General features: G+C 46.1%; 17 protein-coding genes. 5 read left to right on the plus strand and 12 right to left on the minus strand.

Annotated elements, in window-relative coordinates; all coding sequences use genetic code 11:
- Nucleotides 1-71: 71 nt before the first annotated feature.
- Nucleotides 72-173 carry a stressosome-associated protein Prli42 gene (prli42, locus tag AC3RCI_RS19375; RefSeq protein WP_095290480.1) on the plus strand — a complete coding sequence of 34 codons (102 nt, stop codon included), beginning with the start codon at nt 72-74 and terminating at the stop codon, nt 171-173.
- Nucleotides 174-198: 25 nt separating this feature from the next.
- On the opposite strand, the gene lipB is transcribed toward prli42, so the two are convergent.
- The 5 genes from lipB to lpdA form a co-directional block, all read right to left on the minus strand.
- Nucleotides 199-906, minus strand: coding sequence for a lipoyl(octanoyl) transferase LipB (gene lipB / locus AC3RCI_RS19380; protein ID WP_492472580.1), 708 nt, complete (start codon nt 904-906; stop codon nt 199-201).
- A 118-nt stretch (nt 907-1,024) separates the two neighbouring features.
- A complete protein-coding gene (locus tag AC3RCI_RS19385; RefSeq protein WP_336780705.1) occupies nt 1,025-2,428 on the minus strand; it encodes a dihydrolipoamide acetyltransferase family protein in 1,404 nt (467 codons plus the stop codon).
- A gap of 72 nt (nt 2,429-2,500) precedes the next feature.
- Nucleotides 2,501-3,487: an alpha-ketoacid dehydrogenase subunit beta gene (locus AC3RCI_RS19390; protein WP_095290475.1), complete on the minus strand. Its 987-nt coding sequence runs from the start codon at nt 3,485-3,487 to the stop codon at nt 2,501-2,503.
- 2 nt (nt 3,488-3,489) lie between these two features.
- The gene (locus AC3RCI_RS19395; protein WP_095290473.1) at nt 3,490-4,518 is read right to left on the minus strand and encodes a thiamine pyrophosphate-dependent dehydrogenase E1 component subunit alpha; all 1,029 of its coding nucleotides are present in this window, start codon (nt 4,516-4,518) and stop codon (nt 3,490-3,492) included.
- 140 nt (nt 4,519-4,658) lie between these two features.
- Complete coding sequence (gene lpdA, locus AC3RCI_RS19400) at nt 4,659-6,083, minus strand: dihydrolipoyl dehydrogenase (RefSeq protein ID WP_336780704.1); 1,425 nt, start codon at nt 6,081-6,083, stop codon at nt 4,659-4,661.
- A 230-nt stretch (nt 6,084-6,313) separates the two neighbouring features.
- Between lpdA and AC3RCI_RS19405 the strand changes: the two genes are divergently transcribed.
- Nucleotides 6,314-6,631: a DUF2627 domain-containing protein gene (locus tag AC3RCI_RS19405; RefSeq protein ID WP_095290469.1), complete on the plus strand. Its 318-nt coding sequence runs from the start codon at nt 6,314-6,316 to the stop codon at nt 6,629-6,631.
- Between the two features lie 155 nt (nt 6,632-6,786).
- Nucleotides 6,787-7,134, plus strand: coding sequence for a potassium channel family protein (locus tag AC3RCI_RS19410; RefSeq protein WP_095359262.1), 348 nt, complete (start codon nt 6,787-6,789; stop codon nt 7,132-7,134).
- An 8-nt stretch (nt 7,135-7,142) separates the two neighbouring features.
- On the opposite strand, the gene AC3RCI_RS19415 is transcribed toward AC3RCI_RS19410, so the two are convergent.
- Nucleotides 7,143-7,355 carry a hypothetical protein gene (locus AC3RCI_RS19415; RefSeq protein WP_095290465.1) on the minus strand — a complete coding sequence of 71 codons (213 nt, stop codon included), beginning with the start codon at nt 7,353-7,355 and terminating at the stop codon, nt 7,143-7,145.
- Nucleotides 7,356-7,533: 178 nt separating this feature from the next.
- Here AC3RCI_RS19415 and AC3RCI_RS19420 point away from each other — a divergent pair, with 178 nt between their 5' ends.
- A complete protein-coding gene (locus AC3RCI_RS19420; RefSeq protein ID WP_095290464.1) occupies nt 7,534-8,127 on the plus strand; it encodes a thymidine kinase in 594 nt (197 codons plus the stop codon).
- Between the two features lie 179 nt (nt 8,128-8,306).
- Here AC3RCI_RS19420 and AC3RCI_RS19425 read toward each other — a convergent pair whose 3' ends face one another.
- A complete protein-coding gene (locus tag AC3RCI_RS19425) occupies nt 8,307-8,783 on the minus strand; it encodes a hypothetical protein (protein ID WP_336780703.1) in 477 nt (158 codons plus the stop codon).
- Between the two features lie 538 nt (nt 8,784-9,321).
- The gene (locus AC3RCI_RS19430) at nt 9,322-9,960 is read right to left on the minus strand and encodes a hypothetical protein (RefSeq protein ID WP_336780702.1); all 639 of its coding nucleotides are present in this window, start codon (nt 9,958-9,960) and stop codon (nt 9,322-9,324) included.
- A gap of 200 nt (nt 9,961-10,160) precedes the next feature.
- Between AC3RCI_RS19430 and AC3RCI_RS19435 the strand changes: the two genes are divergently transcribed.
- Nucleotides 10,161-10,934 carry a FlxA-like family protein gene (locus tag AC3RCI_RS19435; RefSeq protein ID WP_336780701.1) on the plus strand — a complete coding sequence of 258 codons (774 nt, stop codon included), beginning with the start codon at nt 10,161-10,163 and terminating at the stop codon, nt 10,932-10,934.
- A gap of 88 nt (nt 10,935-11,022) precedes the next feature.
- Here AC3RCI_RS19435 and AC3RCI_RS19440 read toward each other — a convergent pair whose 3' ends face one another.
- The 4 genes from AC3RCI_RS19440 to spoIVB all read right to left on the minus strand — a co-directional run bounded on the left by AC3RCI_RS19440 (nt 11,023) and on the right by spoIVB (nt 16,732).
- Complete coding sequence (locus AC3RCI_RS19440; RefSeq protein ID WP_336780700.1) at nt 11,023-12,060, minus strand: NAD(P)/FAD-dependent oxidoreductase; 1,038 nt, start codon at nt 12,058-12,060, stop codon at nt 11,023-11,025.
- A 152-nt stretch (nt 12,061-12,212) separates the two neighbouring features.
- Nucleotides 12,213-14,189, minus strand: a complete 1,977-nt coding sequence (locus AC3RCI_RS19445; protein WP_336780699.1) for a helix-turn-helix domain-containing protein — start codon at nt 14,187-14,189, stop codon at nt 12,213-12,215.
- A 200-nt stretch (nt 14,190-14,389) separates the two neighbouring features.
- Entirely contained in the window at nt 14,390-15,208 is an 819-nt protein-coding gene (spo0A, locus tag AC3RCI_RS19450) for a sporulation transcription factor Spo0A (protein WP_095290453.1), read from the minus strand.
- Between the two features lie 192 nt (nt 15,209-15,400).
- Nucleotides 15,401-16,732 carry a SpoIVB peptidase gene (gene spoIVB, locus AC3RCI_RS19455; protein ID WP_336780698.1) on the minus strand — a complete coding sequence of 444 codons (1,332 nt, stop codon included), beginning with the start codon at nt 16,730-16,732 and terminating at the stop codon, nt 15,401-15,403.
- Between the last annotated feature and the right edge of the window lie 9 nt (nt 16,733-16,741).

A 16,741-nucleotide genomic window follows, 5' to 3' on the forward strand; every position in this document is an offset into this window, starting at 1 on the left:
TCTCATGGATACGGTACAATACAATTAATATGCTTGTTTATTTTTCATTTGTTGAAAGGAGTTCTCTCTTCATGCAAAAAAAGAAATGGTTCAAAATCGTGATCTATCTCATGCTGATTGCCATGATCGGGTCTACCCTTTTCATTGCTCTTGAACCTCTACTATTTGGATAGAATCTGAAGCCCTTGACTGTCTGAACTAGAGACGGACAATGGCTTCTTTTTCGGTTCTCCAAGTCATCTCGTATGGAAAAATACGTCCGAAATAGGGGACAATCTGCTGGGCAACTTGCTCCACGGTGTAGGTTCTGCCGGTGATGTCCTCGAGAGAGGTTACGCCGTACTGCTCTATGCCACAAGGGATAATCCCCTGAAATCCTTCATCCTGAATACCTGAAGTAATATTAAAAGCAAAACCATGACTCGTCACGAATCCTCGCCGATGTTTACAACGGTTGAACTTTACCCCGATGGCAGCGATCTTCATATCTCCGATCCATACTCCGGTGTATGCCTCTTTCCGGCCTGCCTCAATTCCCTCATCTGCCAGGTAATCAATGATGACCTGCTCCAGATTGCGCAAATACCCATGTAAATCAAGAGCTTCATCACGGCCGAGAACGAGCAGCGGATAACCAACAAGCTGGCCTGGACCATGATATGTAATATCACCGCCACGATCAATTTGAAACAAGGTAATCCCCTTTGCCTCGAGCTCCTCCTTGCTGAGAAGCAGATGCTCCGGATGATTCTGAGATCCGATTGTATACGTGGGAGGATGCTGCAGCAGAAGCATCTGCTCGACTCCCTCACCTTCGTCCAGCTGCTGTACAATTGCTTTTTGGCGGTTCCAAGCCTGTTCATAATCAAGCATCGGTATGTATGTCACATCCAGCGGCTTGTTCATGATTTCCCCACACCCTTCCGCTTCATTGTCCAAACCATATTTGATCGTTTAACCGCAGACAGTGGGAAAAAGTGCACGGCCTTTGGCACATACACTTTCCCTTGACAACTCTATTTCATTAATACACCTTTGTTTCCATATTATAACCCTCAAGGTTTTCCTTGACCCGCTGCAAGAACCTGCCGCAGATGACGCCATCCAGTATCCGATGATCCAGAGACAGACACAGGTTGGCCATCGAACGAACGGCAATCATGTCATTAATGACTACAGGCTTCTTCACGATCGACTCAAACGTGAGAATTGCCGCTTGTGGATAGTTAATAATCGGTTGCGAAAGAATTGAACCAAAGGAACCGGTATTATTGACTGTAAACGTACCACCTTGCATATGATCCAGCTTCAGGGTACCTTCACGGGTTTTGCGTGCCAAATCATCGATTTCCCGGGCCAGACCTGCGATATTACGCTGATCCGCATGCTTGATCACAGGTGTCAGTACAGAGTCTTCCGTACCTACCGCCATGGACAAGTTAATATCCCGTTTAACGATAATTTTGTCGACAGCCCAAACCGAGTTCATAATCGGGTAATCCTTAATCGCATTTACAACACCCTTCATCATGAAGGAGAGGTACGTCAGATTAATGCCTTCTTTACGCTTGAACTCATCCTTGAGCTTATTGCGCAGCATGACCAGGTTGGTAACATCCACTTCAATCATGGTCCATGCGTGAGGGATCTCCGATACGCTCTGACGCATGTTCCGGGCAATGGCATTACGCACAGGAGTAACATCGATAAAATATTCCGATCTTCCCTGGCCGCCACCTTCTACTTCAATCTGCGGGATTTTCGGAGATTCCGTCAAATGAATCCCTGAATGTCTCACGGGAACGCCAGCATCCTGCGCAGAAACCGCTTCTCTTGCGGAGATTCCCGTTTCTGCCCCGTTTTTGTTCAAACCGCTAAACGGTGAAGCAGATGGACTAGCTTCAGAGGAAGGTTGTGCTGACGGTATACTTGTTTGGCCACCTTGAGCGATAATAGCAAGCACATCCTTGCGTGTGATGCGTCCACCTGCTCCTGTTCCTTGAATGGCCTGCAAGTTGAGACCATGTTCTGCTGCAAGTGACTGTACCGCAGGAGAGTAGCGATTACGCATAGGCTGATTGGGATCATGACCTGCTGGAGTCACGGATCCTTGCTGTGCATTGTTCTGCTGGGATACTTGTGTCACTTGCTCTGCCACTTGCTCATCATCCGCAGCTGCTACCTGCATCCGGCAGATGGCTTCGCCAACAGCAATCGTCGTACCTTCTTCTACCAGAAGGTCGCCCATGATTCCATCCACTGTCGATGGAATCTCTGCATTGACCTTATCGGTGATTACTTCACAGATTGGCTCGTATTGTTCAACCCGGTCGCCCGGTTTTTTTAACCATTTTCCAATGGTAGCCGAGACCAGCGATTCTGCCAGCTGCGGCATAATGACCTCGATCCATTTCATACGTTCAGCCATTTGTTATATCACTCCAAACTTTGCTTTTAACCTTTTTTTCGAACAGATTGTCGAAACTTATGATCAACCGAATTAATACTCCGCAAGGGTGCGCATCGCTTCCTTCGCTTTATCCTTGCTAAGCATGTAGAATTTCTCCAGTGTCGGGCTGATTGGCATCGCCGGTACGTCCGGTCCGCAAAGACGCTGAATAGGTGCATCCAGATCGAACAGGCACTCTTCGCTGATAATAGCCGCAACTTCGGCACCAACACCACCTGTTTTGTTGTCCTCATGAACAATGAGCACCTTGCCTGTCTGACGAGCGGAAGCAATGATCGCTTCACGGTCAAGCGGCTGCAATGTACGCAGATCCAGAACGTGGGAAGTAATCCCTTCTTCTCGCTCCAGCTCTTCCGCAGCCTGCATTACAAAATGCAGCGGCTGGCTGTACCCGATAACCGTGATATCCGCACCTTCGCGAAGCACATTTGCTTTGCCGATCGGAACGATGTAATCATCCTCTGGTACGTCTTCTTTAATCAGCTTGTAACACTTCTTATTTTCGAAGAACAGTACCGGATCCGGGTCGCGGACGGCAGCTTTGAGCAAACCTTTGGCGTCGTATGCCGAGTAAGGAGCGATGATTTTCAAACCAGGTGTACCAAAGAAAATGGATTCCGGACATTGTGAATGATACAATCCTCCGAAGATCCCTCCGCCAATCGGCGCACGGATAACAATCGGACAGCTCCAGTCATTGTTGGAACGATAGCGGATTTTGGCCGCTTCACTAATGATCTGATTGGTTGCCGGCAGCATAAAGTCTGAATATTGCATCTCCGCAATTGGCTTCATGCCATACATAGCCGCCCCAATGGCTACCCCTGCAATGGCGGATTCGGACAAAGGTGTATCCATCACACGCATCTCGCCGAATTGCTCTTGCAAGCCTTTGGTTGTGGTAAACACGCCGCCTTTTACACCGACGTCTTCACCCAGTACAAAGACATTCTCGTCTCGCTCCATCTCTTCTTTCATCGCAAGACGGATCGCATCGATATATTCCATAACCGCCATGATTACCGTCCCCCTTCTTCGCTGTCCGCGTAAACGTGCGTCAGAGTATCCTCAGGTTTCGGATATGGCGCGTTGTCTGCATATTCAGTCGCTTCTTTCATTTCCAGCGCGAGCTGGGAAGCCAGATCCGCATCCCGGGCTTCGTCCCAGATGCCGCAATCAATCAAATAATTTTTCATCCGAAGAACGCCGTCCTTCTTCCAATTCTCGTCAACCTCTTCCTTGGTCCGGTAAGCCAGATCATTGTCGGAAGTGGAGTGAGGAGATAAACGGTACATCATGGCTTCAATCAGGGTAGGGCCTTCACCGGCAATGGCACGGCGGCGCGCTTCTTTGACGGCAGCATATACTTCAAGCGCATCATTGCCGTCAACCCGTAATCCAGGGAAGCCGTACCCCAGTGCGCGATCCGATATCTTGCCGCTAAGCTGCTTATGGACCGGAACCGAGATGGCGTACTGGTTGTTCTCACACATAATAATGACAGGCAGCTTGTGAACTCCAGCGAAGTTAGCTCCTTCGTGGAAGTCTCCCTGGTTGCTTGAGCCTTCACCAAACGTAACAAATGAAACAAATTCTTTTTTCTGCATTTTTGCTGCCAGTGCAAAACCTACGGCATGAGGTACTTGAGTAGTAACCGGGCTTGAGCCCGTAACAATTCGCAGCTTTTTATGACCAAAATGCCCTGGCATCTGACGGCCGCCGCTATTCGGATCTTCCGCCTTGGCAAATGCAGAGAGCATCAGCTCGCGAGGCGTCATGCCTACCGCCAATACGAAGCCGTAATCGCGGTAATAAGGTAAGTAATAATCGTGATCCCGGTCCAGTCCAAAAGCAGCACCCACTTGCGCAGCTTCCTGACCTACACCGGATACGTGAAAGTTAATTTTGCCGGCCCGCTGCAAGAGCAAGCAACGTTCATCGAACTTGCGTGCAAGCAGCATGTATTTGTACATGTCCAATACTTCTCCATCGCTAAGTCCCAGCTGTTCATGGCGGTGGACCGCATCTGCAGTACCTTGTGAACTCATATGAGGTACCTCCTTTTAATCAGAGCCTGTGCCCGTCTTACAACCCGATCTTATAACCTGGTACTAAGACTTGGCTTAACCTTATTATAATCCCTTTTGCCCAAAAAAGGAAAGGACCTTTCTTATAAGCCTGTTCAGACTTACATTCCAATGGCCTTTCCGTCTACGGCCAACATCGCTTCACCCATAATTTCGGAAAGGGAAGGATGGGGATGAATCGTCTGGCCTACTTCCCAAGGCGTCGCGTCCAGCATTTGTGCAAGTGAAGCCTCTGCAATCAGTTCCGTCACATGGGTACCAATCATATGTACACCCAATATATCATTCGTCTTGGCATCGGCGATTACCTTCACAAAACCGTCCCTGTTTCCATGAACGAGCGATTTGCCAATCGCCTGAAACGGAAACTTGCCGGTCTTGACATCGAAGCCGCGCTCTTTCGCTTCACGCTCCGTGAAACCAATGCTTGCAGCCTCAGGACGAGTGTACACACACCGCGGAATACGGTGGGATTCGACTGCATGAACGGTTTCACCTGCCAGATGATTCACGGCCAGAATGCCTTCATGACTCGCTGCATGCGCAAGCTGTAATCCACCAATAACATCTCCAATGGCGTAAATATGCCCTTCACCGGTCTGCAGATGTTTGTTTACCGCGATGAATCCACGGTCCAGTTTGATATCCGTGTTTTCGAGTCCAATATTCTCAACATTAGCCTGCCGCCCGACGGAAATCAGCATTTTGTCCGCACTGAGCGTCTCCTGCTGATCGTCATTAATCTGAACATCAATTCGAACGCCTTCTTGACCAGCCTCATATGATTCTGGCATGATTTTAGCCTTTGTCAGGAAGCGTACTCCGCGTTTGCCGAGCAACCGCTGCATCTCCCTTGCCACGTCCTCGTCTTCTGCGGGTAACACATGATCTGCAGCCTCGACAACCGTAATGTCCACCCCGAAGTCATTCAGCATGGATGCCCATTCCAGCCCAATCACGCCACCACCCACGATGATGAGTGATGTTGGCAGTTCATCCATCCGCAGAGCTTCGTCACTGCTCATGATATACCGGCCATCCGGCTCCAGGCCCGGAAGTACGCGCGGACGTGACCCGGTAGCAATGATGAGATTGGTCGGCACAACCGTATCCATCTCTCCATCTTCAAACTCTACAGCTACGGCTCCGCTCTGCGGCGAGAAAATGGATGGTCCGATGACACGGCCTTTGGCCTGTACGACCTGAATCTTATTTTTTTTCATCAAATATTGAACGCCCTGATGAAGCTGTTCTACAATGGCATCCTTACGGGCCTGCACTTTGGGAAATACCAGCGTTGCTCCAGCTGTCTCAATTCCATACGATTCGCTCTCTTGAATCTCTGCGTACACTTCTGCACTTCTTAGCAGCGCCTTGCTAGGAATACATCCGCGATGCAGGCAGGTGCCCCCAAGCTTGTCCTTCTCGATAATGACGACCTGTTTACCCAACTGGGCAGCACGAATTGCGGCAACGTAACCTCCGGTTCCTCCTCCGAGAATGGCAACATCACATGTAATTGGCATCTTTTATGTTCTCCTCTATCAATATGATTTCGTTATGAATGGAACGATGTTGATGATGGTGAAAAGCCTTTTGCAGAACTTTACTATATTCCATTGTACTCCCCTTGGGCAGTCAACTCAAAGTTTGTCCTAACACATGGACAGCGTGCACAAACCAAGCTATGATGGAATCAGGCATGACCTGTAAGCGCAACCTTTATTTTACGTCGACATTTGGCAGAAGGGGTTAAATGGTGATGAATACTAGACTGGTCTTTGCACGGTTTTTGGCGATTTTGGTCCTGGTTATTCCCGGACTAATGGCCATGAAAGGTTTTTTGATGATGAAAGACGCCCTTTTCCTATATTATGCTGAGCACGGGAATGATCAGATCTCACCAGGATTCCAGTGGCTTTCCTTTGGAGGCGGGCTTCTCTTGTTTGCTGCAGGCATGAGTTTCTTGGGGGGCTGGATTTTGTTCCGTGACCGTAAACGCAATTATGTGGGTCCCCGTTTCCGTTCCAAAAACACAACCGAACAGGCAGAGACACCCGGCAAGCTTTCATAAGTCCGGGCTTTTTGCTGTTCTCCCCAGCTTTATCATTCATGCAGGATCAGGTATAATGCTTATTTATTCACATGGATGTCTCAGCATCATCCCGTACGTAACTAGAAGAAAATGATGCGAATGATCGACATCAAAAAAAGACAGGATGGTTTAACATGATATCGTTTCTCATGACGCTGCAAAGATTGCTCAAGGGCATTTTCCACGCGTTCAAGGACCCCAAGTTTCTCGCACTCTTTATCTTGACTGCAGCAACACTGCTGTCAGGAACGTTGTTCTATACCCGTGTGGAAGGGCTGCACTGGATCGATGCGCTTTATTTCTGTGCCGTGACTCTGACGACGGTGGGGCATCCTGAATTTGTGCCTACCACTGGTTTCAGCAAAGCATTTACCGTGATCTACATGTATGCTGGCATTGGCCTTACCTTTGCCATGATTGCCAGAATTACAGCAGGTATTCTATTTCCTCGCAAATTGCAGACAGAAGAGAACCCGGAGTGATCTCCGGGTTATTCGTATAATGCATCCCTCAGCTTTGTTGACATCCGGGACTCTTTGGAAGAAGACTTCAGAATGGTTCTGCGCAGGGTTAAATTGCTGGCCTGCAGCCGCTCTATTTCCGCAAACAGATCGGCAATCAGTGCCTCCGCGCCTTCATGAAGGACAGCCTGTCCCTTTAATTCCTCATACCGCTGCTGCATTTCATTTATCGCTTCATTCACTTGTAAAACACCTCTTTTCCAATACTACAGCTTCACAACTGCCGTTACCAACAGTGTAATAATCCATATAGTAACACAAAGCAGCTTGGATTAGTTCTAGCTCTGAACGGAGATTTTGTGGTACTCTGTAATGGTCGCTTTTTTTGTTGAATCCGTATGTGAGAGGAGTAGCAGCACCGTGCAAACAGGACGTATTACCGTAATTACTGGACCCATGTTCAGTGAAAAATCCGGTGAACTCATTCGCCGTTGTCAGAAATTGATTCAATTTGGCCGTAAAAAGGTCGTTGCTTACAAACCAGCCGAAGATGATCGGTTTGCTCAGGACGAGATTGTCAGCCGAATCGGATATCGCCTTCCCGCCCATTCCATCCCCCGACAATTAACTCCGGAATCCGTGGAGATGATTCTTGCCCAGACCAAAGATGCTGATGTGGTTGCTTTTGATGAAGTGCAATTTTTCAGCAGTGCCATTATGGACCTGGTCTCCGAGCTTGCCTATTGCGGCAAACACGTGATTGTAGATGGTCTTAATATGGATTATCGAGGCAAGGAATTCGGATATATTGGGGGTCTGCTCGCCATGGCCGATGACATTGAGAAACTCTCCGCATTCTGTGCAGTTTGCGGAAGCCCTGATGCTGCCTTCACTCAACGTATTGTGAATGGAGAGCCAGTCACTCTTGGCCCGGTTGTCATGATTGGCGATTCGGAAGCTTACGAACCACGCTGCCGCTGCTGTTTCATTCCTCCTCACAAAGTAGAATGCTAGTTCAGCTTTTATTATATATTCGGCAGGTTCTCTGATACAGATCTCTGAGTCAGACCTGCCTGTTCTTAAAAAGCCCTGAAGGGCTTTTTTTGCTTAACCACTGCATTCGCTCTACCCGGTTCAACATTCATTACAAAAAAGCACCGCTTCAAAGCGATGCTCTAATTCGTAGTCTCCCACTATTCGCGGGAAACAAAATATTTGTTGGTCATGTAGTATGCGTCACCGCGGGACGTTTCTACCATTCCTTTTTTGGCGTCCAGAAATACGATCTCTTTACACTTCGTACAATACCATTTGGTTCGCTTATATGGAGATTCCGTTACATATGCCGTACCGCATTTGCAATCAATTTTCATCAATAGCTCGGTTGATTTATATGCACTGGACAAGCGTTCCAGATTATCCTGCTGCTGTGTGGGCATGATGGTCTGTTGATAATCGGATAAATGATTTTGAACTTTGAAATCTGCCACGAGGCCTGCATTCAATCCAAAGAACTCTTTCCCAATCTCGGTCACGAAGCGCTTCTCATTTCTGTAGCAATCCAGCCACTCAACAATCTGCTTATTAGACAGTGGAACCGTACCCTTGATACCGCTGTTTAAGGTGTAGGTCATGATGTATAAAGTATCGTCTTGTCTACCTGAGTACATTAGAATCCTCCTTCGAATACATTTGCTAATGTACTACAAAAATGCTCATAAATCAAAGCAATGTTATTTCCTGAGCATGATTCTTCCTATTAAATGGGGTACATTCCACGTTCATCCGCCAACAGCTTACAGGAACTGCATACACCTGCAACATTTCCCTGAGGCGCTGCGTAATGAACAACTGATTCAACTTTTTTCTTGCAAATGGAGCAGTAGTGCCTCCTTTCTTTTTTAGGTATGTAGTCCGATAGCTTCACTACGTTTTGTTTGCGTCTGAATCCGCGTAAGAAGCCCAGCCATTTCATCTCACTCTCACTCTTTCTCTAGACTTAAATTGCAGCCATTCTTCGTCGTTCTCCGGTCAAATTGAACTTGCCGGTATTATGTATACCATTCCCAGTTGTGCACGTCTATCTCATAATCTATTCGACGTTTTAGAGCCTTTTCCTGTCTTTAATCGGTACACATATCAAAAAAAACCGACAAAAGCTATCCTCCCTGGACACAGAACGAAGGATAGCCCTGTCAGCGTTAATCTTTATTTATAAAACGTACCCAGCACTTCCAGCGCCGGCGAACGCTCAATTCGAAATGGATAAATGTATCCTTGATTCAGCCTGGTAAACCTGCGGCTCCACAAATCCAAGCCGGAGGTAAATTGATAGGCCTGGTATACAAATTTGGAGCAATAATTTCGTTCAATGCTTCGCAAATTGGTCTGCAATCGATAAAACTTAACCTGCTTGTAGTGTTCGTGCACCCACTCGGCCGCACGCTGCCCAGCCTGGTTTAAACGTGAACGAAATACAATGAAACGATCTCCTTCATAGAACCTGGTAAGATACCACTCTAGGGAATCGGCGAACACGGGTCCATAAGGATGAACATGATACACTTTGCCGTCCAGTCCAATAATCCCCATGTGTCCTGCATAATAGGTCGATTCCGAACTTGGCGTGTAAACGATATCTCCCGGTTCCAGCTTCATTTGCCCAAGTTCTGCGACAGGAAGATCCTGCTGCAGTCGTTTGGCTGCGGATCGCTCACGCCTACTCTCAACCAGTAATCGATGCAAAGCACCGGCAACAGCAAGATAAATGGCTGCGTATTTGATTCGTTTCTTTCCTTTGGTAACCCTGAGGACAGAGGAAATGAAACTCCGAAACATTTTAGACATACCCCACCCCGTATTCTCCACTCTGTCAGATTTATTCGTCTATTTTCATATTATAGTTTTCACTTCGGAACTGATCAAACTGCCATACATCTTAGCTGCTGCATGTTTCAGTGTCTCTTAACAGAATAACCCAAAATTCCGATATTATAATAAGTATGATTAAAAAATCATGCGACTATCACACCCAGGAGGAATATCCTATGTTATCCGTTTCATCATCGAACAGAAGCACCGGAACCAATCAGAGCAGCAGTAATACAGCTACCAAAACGGACAAGATCATCCAGGACCTAATGAAACAAAAAGCAAGACTAAGCGAAGAAATTCAAACAGTGAGATCCAATGAAAAACTGGATACTAAAACGAAAATGCAGCGCATTCAAACCCTGAACTCCAGTATCCAGGAAATTGACGCTCAAATTGCTCAAATTAAAGCAGAAGAGATTCAGGAAAAGACACGTCAAAAAGAGAATGAAAAGCCCAAGAGTTCTGAATCTCAACCTGAAGATACGGTCTCACTCGGTTCTGTAATCAAGAATAGCAATACATACGATCAATTGGGAAAGCTGGTTGGATCCCGTGAGAAAATGCAAGGTTCAATCAACACGCTTGAGGGCGGCGTTCGATTTGATCGCACCTTATTAGACAGTAATCCTCATGCAGATAACGGCAAATCGGTAATGCTTGAAAATGCAGAGCATACCGTTTTTCAGATGAAACGAGAAATGGTTCAGGAAGTTAAATCCCACATTAGAAGTACGGATAAGAAAATTGGGGAATTACTCCAAGATATAAACGAAACAGCTCCACGCAATGAACCGACTGCTGAGAAAGCTTCTACAGAAGAGGTGAAAGCGGAAAAGGAAAATAAAGACCATATCCTTTCGGATAACAACGAGGTTACGGACAACAACAAACATTCCAATTCTTCAACAATGTTAACCCCCAATACATCAATTGACATTTTAGCTTAATAAATTTAGACACACAAAAAATAAACCACAACCCTAATACCTGATGTTCAGTCAAGGTAATTAAGGTTATGGTTTTTTGATTTGGTATTTATTCTTCTACAACACCGAGAGCTTTGTTTTTCTCTTTGAATCGGCTGTTATGAGAAGATACATAGGCAACTTTTTCTGCCTCAGGATCCATGTAAAGTTTGGCACTGTTGACCGCTAGGGCAGCATCCGTGAAAGTTCCTGCAATAAGATATAGCTTGCTGCCATAATCCACAAAGTCGCCTGCCGCGAATACACCCGGAATATTGGTTTGAAGCTTCTCTGTTGTGGTTACATGCCACTCTCCAAGATCCAATCCCCAGTCCCGAATGGGGCCAAAGTCACTCTTCATGCCGTGATTAACGATAATTGCATCGACTTCCAGCAGTTCACTTTCACCTGTTTCCACGTGGGATATCGTCACTTGTTCAATTACTTCGCCACTAACACTGTGCAGCGTATTCACTGCATAGGGTGTACGAACATCCACCGAGGATTCTCTCATACGAATGACATTTCGCTCCAGTCCGCCGAAGTGATCGCGTCGATGTACAACCGTGACTTGTTCTGCCAGAGCTTCAAGCTCGTTGGCCCAGTCGACTGCAGAATCGCCTCCCCCAGAGATAAGCACACGTTTGCCCCGGAAAGGTTCCAATTCCTGCACCGTGTAGTGCAGATTCGTTACCTCGTAACGGTCAGCTCCCTCAAGTTCCAGCTTCGCCATTTTGTATATTCCATAACCGATTGCCATAATGACGGTCCGAGTCCAGTGTTTCTCACCCGTAGCAGCCGTCAGAATAATCGTACCGTCAGGCTGACGTTCAAAACCTTCAATTTGCTGTTCAAACACAATCGTAGGGTCAAACGTTCTCGCCTGCTCTTCCAACTGCTTAATCAAATTTGCGCATAAAATCGGTGTTACACCACCCACGTCCCAGATCATCTTCTCCGGATAAAAGAGCATGCGTCCGCCGAGTCTGTCCCGTGCTTCAATCAATTTTGTTTTCATATCCCGCATACCGCTATAAAAGGCAGAGTACATCCCGGCGGGACCTCCGCCGATAATGGTTACATCATATAGTTCCAACTGCTGATCCATATTAAGGTTACCTCCGTTAATTCGATCCATAACATCGATTATTTGATATCGATTCTCATTATCACTTAATCCCTAGTTTAATGGGAATCTTATCAAAATACAATGGATAAAAATAAAACAATTTTCTCAAAACAAAGATGATCCAATAAGGGTCATTTTGTTTTTACTGTATCCAATAAATGTTCCACAACATAATCGAGCTGTTTGTTGATGGAATATACATCCGAATAATAGAAGAAATCAAAGTCAATTTCAATTAAACGTCCTTCTTTTACCGCGGGTACACTGCTCCAAACCGGATTATCAGACAGATCGTCTGCTCCTTCATATACAGATCGGAACACGTACTCCCCCAAATACTCGGGGAGAACTTCCATGGATACAGTTGAACCTGCAGCAGCGGTTACTGTATCTATTTTTTGCTGAACAGCTTTTGGCGCTTTCATGCCCAAGTACTCATAAATCACCTGAGAACCCCGTCCATATTGCTTGCTTTCCGCAACGGACATCTCCTTCAGACCACCTTCGACGATGGAAACCGTTTTGTCCAGTATGCCTGCATCAGCAAGTTTTTTCTTGCCTGCTTCAACTTTACTGTTTAATTCAACAATTAGCTTCTCGGCTTCCTGCTCTTTCCCAAAAATATTTGCGATATCCCGAAGTCTTTCTTCAGTGGTCATTTTCTCGTATGGAATGTAAATCGTAGGTGCAATATCTTTTAATAACGTATACGTTGCTTCCGAAGGTACAATAATCAGATCAGGATCCAGATCAATGACAGCCTCCGCATTTGGTTCAAACCAGCTCCCCAGTGAATTTACCCCGTCAAGCTCACCTTTGTACGCCGCTCCATCGAATACTTCCGAAGTGCCGATTGGTTTCACCCCAAGAGCAACAACATCTCCCTGGAGATAAAGCACCACGACACGTTTGGGATTTGCAGGCACAACCACTTCTCCCTTCACCGTCGAGATCGTACGCGTTTCGTTATCCTGATTCGTCTGTGCACTTGCATCCGTGGTGGTTGAGGCTGCAGTGTTAGTGTTCGAACTGCTACCCGTTGCTTCGCTGGCAGTCGGCGCTGCTGTTGATCCTGCCCCGCAGGCGGATAACATCATGGTCAAACTTAATATGGCAATGAATATCATGCTGGAGCTAGCTTTTCTTTTTTTCATTCGTGTAGACCCTCCGTTAACATATTGATAATGATTATCATAATCAATATATCTTTGGTTACGTCTACTGCCAATGGACAATTCAGAGACATCTAATGGACGATCCTCTATTATCCTTTGTTCTCTAACTTTTTGCTGATAACGGATCGGCGGCATGCCTACATGTTTTTTGAATAGGCGGCTAAAATAATATACATCGGAGTAACCGACCTCTGCTGCAATATCCCTCAAGGTAGTGTCCGAATAACCCAGCAATTTTTTCGCTTCTGTCAGCCGTAACTGGATCAAATAATCGATCGGGCTAGAACCTGTCTTCCGTTTAAACTGCATGGACAGATGACGTGAGCTGTAATTGAAATGATGTGCCAACGTATCAAGGGTCATGTGCTCCCTATAATGGGCTTGTATGTACTGAAGCACCTGTTTCACTGGATCTGGACGTGCTGTGCGTATTTCCTGCTCTGCCAGTTGAGACATAAGTTCGTAGACAAATTGATAAAATAGGCTTTTGAGCTGAAGTTGATCCAGATGGCTTGCGTGAATCCAGGCCTTTTCCATTTCATTAAGATAACGCAGCAATAGAAGAGGTTTGTCCGGCAAAAATGTATATTGAAGCGCAAATGGTGTAACCGAAGCCTGTTCTAAGCGCCATACATACCTCGGTTTCGGGAAGGCAAGAATTGCTCTGTAAAACAGCATAATATATTCGAACTCATCTTTGGCTTCGATATCAAGTCTTGACCCCTTAGTTCCATGCAGCAAGTTAAATTCCTTCGTCACATGCTTTTGTCCATCCATTTCAACGAGAGCATTTCCCCTCAAACTGTACATAAAACTGTTCGCAGGGAGATAATAGGCTTGAATTCGCTCTCCTGCTTCCAGAACAACCCGGCGAACATCCAGAATTTTGACCGCAGCCTGATTCCAAAGTTGTATCTGATCATTTGATTGCATGAATCTCTCCCCAATCTTACCTTCCAAATCAAACTTTCTAATTATCTCTCTATTATAAATGATAATAATTTTCATTATCAATAAAAAATAAATTAGAAAACAAAAAATAATGCCGCAATCTATAGGACGCTAATCGACCCGTAAATCGCGGCATTTAGTATGCTGTTGCTTTCATAATTACCTAACTACTCCCGGTCCTTTCAAGACACCTTATGCTCGATTCTCAGCTTGTCGGCAACCATCGCGATGAACTCGGAATTCGTCGGTTTCGACTTGCTGATGTTAATCGTGTAGCCAAACAGGTGGCTGATGCTGTCGATGTTTCCGCGTGTCCATGCCACTTCAATCGCATGGCGGATAGCCCGTTCTACGCGGGACGGCGTTGTTTTGAATTTCTCGGCAATCGCAGGGTACAGCGTTTTGGTAATCGCACCTAAAATTTCGATATTGTTATATACCATGGTGATGGCTTCACGTAAATACTGATATCCTTTAATATGCGCTGGAACGCCGATTTCATGTATGATGGACGTGATGCTGGCATCCAAATTTTTGTGTTTGCCCATTGGCACTACATTAGATTTGTTGGTCATAAACATGGATGAACCACTGTTCGTGCTTGAAGAGACGGTTGTCTGGGATCCTACAAGCTGGCGAACTCGGTTAGCGAGCACTTCCATGTCAAAAGGTTTGAGGATGTAATAAGAAGCACCGAGCTGCACGGCACGCTGTGTGATGTTCTCTTGACCGAATGCCGTAAGCATGATCACTTTCGGTTGTGGATTCAGGTTCAGGTTGCGCAGACGCTCCAATACACCCAGCCCATCCAGATGAGGCATAATAATATCCAGAATCAATACATCCGGCACATCACGGCTTTGCTCCAACAACTGCAGTACTTCTTCCCCGTTGTAGGCAATTCCGGTAACTTCCATATCTTCCTGTTCGGATATATATTCGGCAAGCAAATTCGTAAATTCACGATTATCATCAGCCAGCAATACCTCAATTTTTTGCAAAACGGTATCCTCCTTTGGTTTAACCACTGTTTCGTACATTTCCTTACAGGTTAAATTTTCGACACAGGCGAGGAAATTCCTTCTGTCGAAAATTATTTTTCTTTATTTTTTTTTCGCATTGCTATATAATAAATAATTTATTTCATTATGTGATAATTATCTTTTCCATTCGACAAAAAATCTTAAGGCGGTTTACCCAGCCTTAAGATTTTTTGCTTTTTCCTTTTTGATCATCACGCCGGCATCCTGTAACATCCACTCGATGAAACACCCGTAACCTGATTTAGGGTCATTAACAAACACATGTGTCACAGCGCCAATAAGCTTGCCATTCTGAACGATTGGGCTGCCGCTCATTCCCTGAACGATCCCACCCGTTTTATCAAGCAGCTTAGGATCTGTAATGCGAAGCACAAGACCTTTGGTTGCAGGCTCCGATTGATCGGCCACATGGACTATATCGATGGCGAAACGTTCAACCTGCTGACCATCGACAACAGTCAAAATTTCTGCCGGTCCTTCCTTCACTTCATGTGAGAAAGCGACAGGAATTCCTTTGGTGTATAAACTGTGATCGGGATTGTCGGACATCTTACCGAATATGCCAAAAGCCGTATTACGTTCAATATTGCCTAATATTTTGCTTTCCTTAAGAAAATGTGCGCGTTTTTCACCCGGATCTCCGGATTCACTTTTGGATATAGACGTCACATTTGACTGGACAATCTGTCCACTGCCTACAACAATGGATGTTTGAGTGTTCATATCCGTAATCACATGCCCCAAAGCTCCATACACGCCTTGGTCTGGTGCGTAGAACGTTAAAGTACCTACGCCTGCCGCAGAATCACGAATGTACAATCCAAGCCTCCAGGCCTGATCCTCGGCATCGTATGCTGGTGTGAGTCGTGTTTTAACGGTTTCCTTCCCACGTTGCAATACCACATCGATCCCTTTTTTACTTTTTCCTGCTTGCTCTACGGCTTCAGCAACGCCTGCAACACCATCCAGACGTTTGCCATTCATATGGGTTATCAGATCCCCAAGTTTAATGCCTGCTGTTTCTCCTGGAGAGACTCTTTGGTCTCCTTCAGCATGGACCAAGTGATGACCTACAACCAAAATCCCAGCGGACTTTACTTTTACGCCAATGGTTTGACCCCCGGGTACAACTCGCAAATCCGGAATCACGTTCACATTAACCGTTTTGACCGGAATTTTGCCCCACAGCTTCAAGGTTAATTTCGCTTGCCCTGTCTGCTGAGGATGAAGATGCAACGGTTGCTGCTTCGTGACATGCACTGCTTGCTCCTGTCCATCTAAACCAACAATATCCGGTCGGTCTACAACGGCGCTGGAAGAAGCCGGTACAGCGAGTCGTACATCTGCTTGCCTGCCTGCAAATACCTGTAATTCGTCAGGTAAGGAGGCATAACTCTGCACAGGCTGAATGGCCTGGCTGATTACACATAGAAAGAAGGCAAATAAAAGACCTAGCAATTTCTTCCTGAGGGGGGAATTCAATGGCTGTCA

The organism is Paenibacillus sp. MT124, assembly GCF_058792755.1.

Excerpts from the sequence above, each read along its gene's own strand:
- prli42 (WP_095290480.1), top strand. The coding sequence starts at position 72 with ATGCAAAAAAAGAAATGGTTCAAAATCGTGATCTATCTCATGCTGATT.
- lipB (WP_492472580.1), bottom strand. The coding sequence starts at position 906 with ATGAACAAGCCGCTGGATGTGACATACATACCGATGCTTGATTATGAA.
- AC3RCI_RS19385 (WP_336780705.1), bottom strand. The coding sequence starts at position 2,428 with ATGGCTGAACGTATGAAATGGATCGAGGTCATTATGCCGCAGCTGGCA.
- AC3RCI_RS19390 (WP_095290475.1), bottom strand. The coding sequence starts at position 3,487 with ATGGCGGTTATGGAATATATCGATGCGATCCGTCTTGCGATGAAAGAA.
- AC3RCI_RS19395 (WP_095290473.1), bottom strand. The coding sequence starts at position 4,518 with ATGAGTTCACAAGGTACTGCAGATGCGGTCCACCGCCATGAACAGCTG.
- lpdA (WP_336780704.1), bottom strand. The coding sequence starts at position 6,083 with ATGCCAATTACATGTGATGTTGCCATTCTCGGAGGAGGAACCGGAGGT.
- AC3RCI_RS19405 (WP_095290469.1), top strand. The coding sequence starts at position 6,314 with ATGGTGATGAATACTAGACTGGTCTTTGCACGGTTTTTGGCGATTTTG.
- AC3RCI_RS19410 (WP_095359262.1), top strand. The coding sequence starts at position 6,787 with ATGATATCGTTTCTCATGACGCTGCAAAGATTGCTCAAGGGCATTTTC.
- AC3RCI_RS19425 (WP_336780703.1), bottom strand. The coding sequence starts at position 8,783 with ATGTACTCAGGTAGACAAGACGATACTTTATACATCATGACCTACACC.
- AC3RCI_RS19430 (WP_336780702.1), bottom strand. The coding sequence starts at position 9,960 with ATGTCTAAAATGTTTCGGAGTTTCATTTCCTCTGTCCTCAGGGTTACC.
- AC3RCI_RS19435 (WP_336780701.1), top strand. The coding sequence starts at position 10,161 with ATGTTATCCGTTTCATCATCGAACAGAAGCACCGGAACCAATCAGAGC.
- AC3RCI_RS19440 (WP_336780700.1), bottom strand. The coding sequence starts at position 12,060 with ATGGATCAGCAGTTGGAACTATATGATGTAACCATTATCGGCGGAGGT.
- AC3RCI_RS19445 (WP_336780699.1), bottom strand. The coding sequence starts at position 14,189 with ATGCAATCAAATGATCAGATACAACTTTGGAATCAGGCTGCGGTCAAA.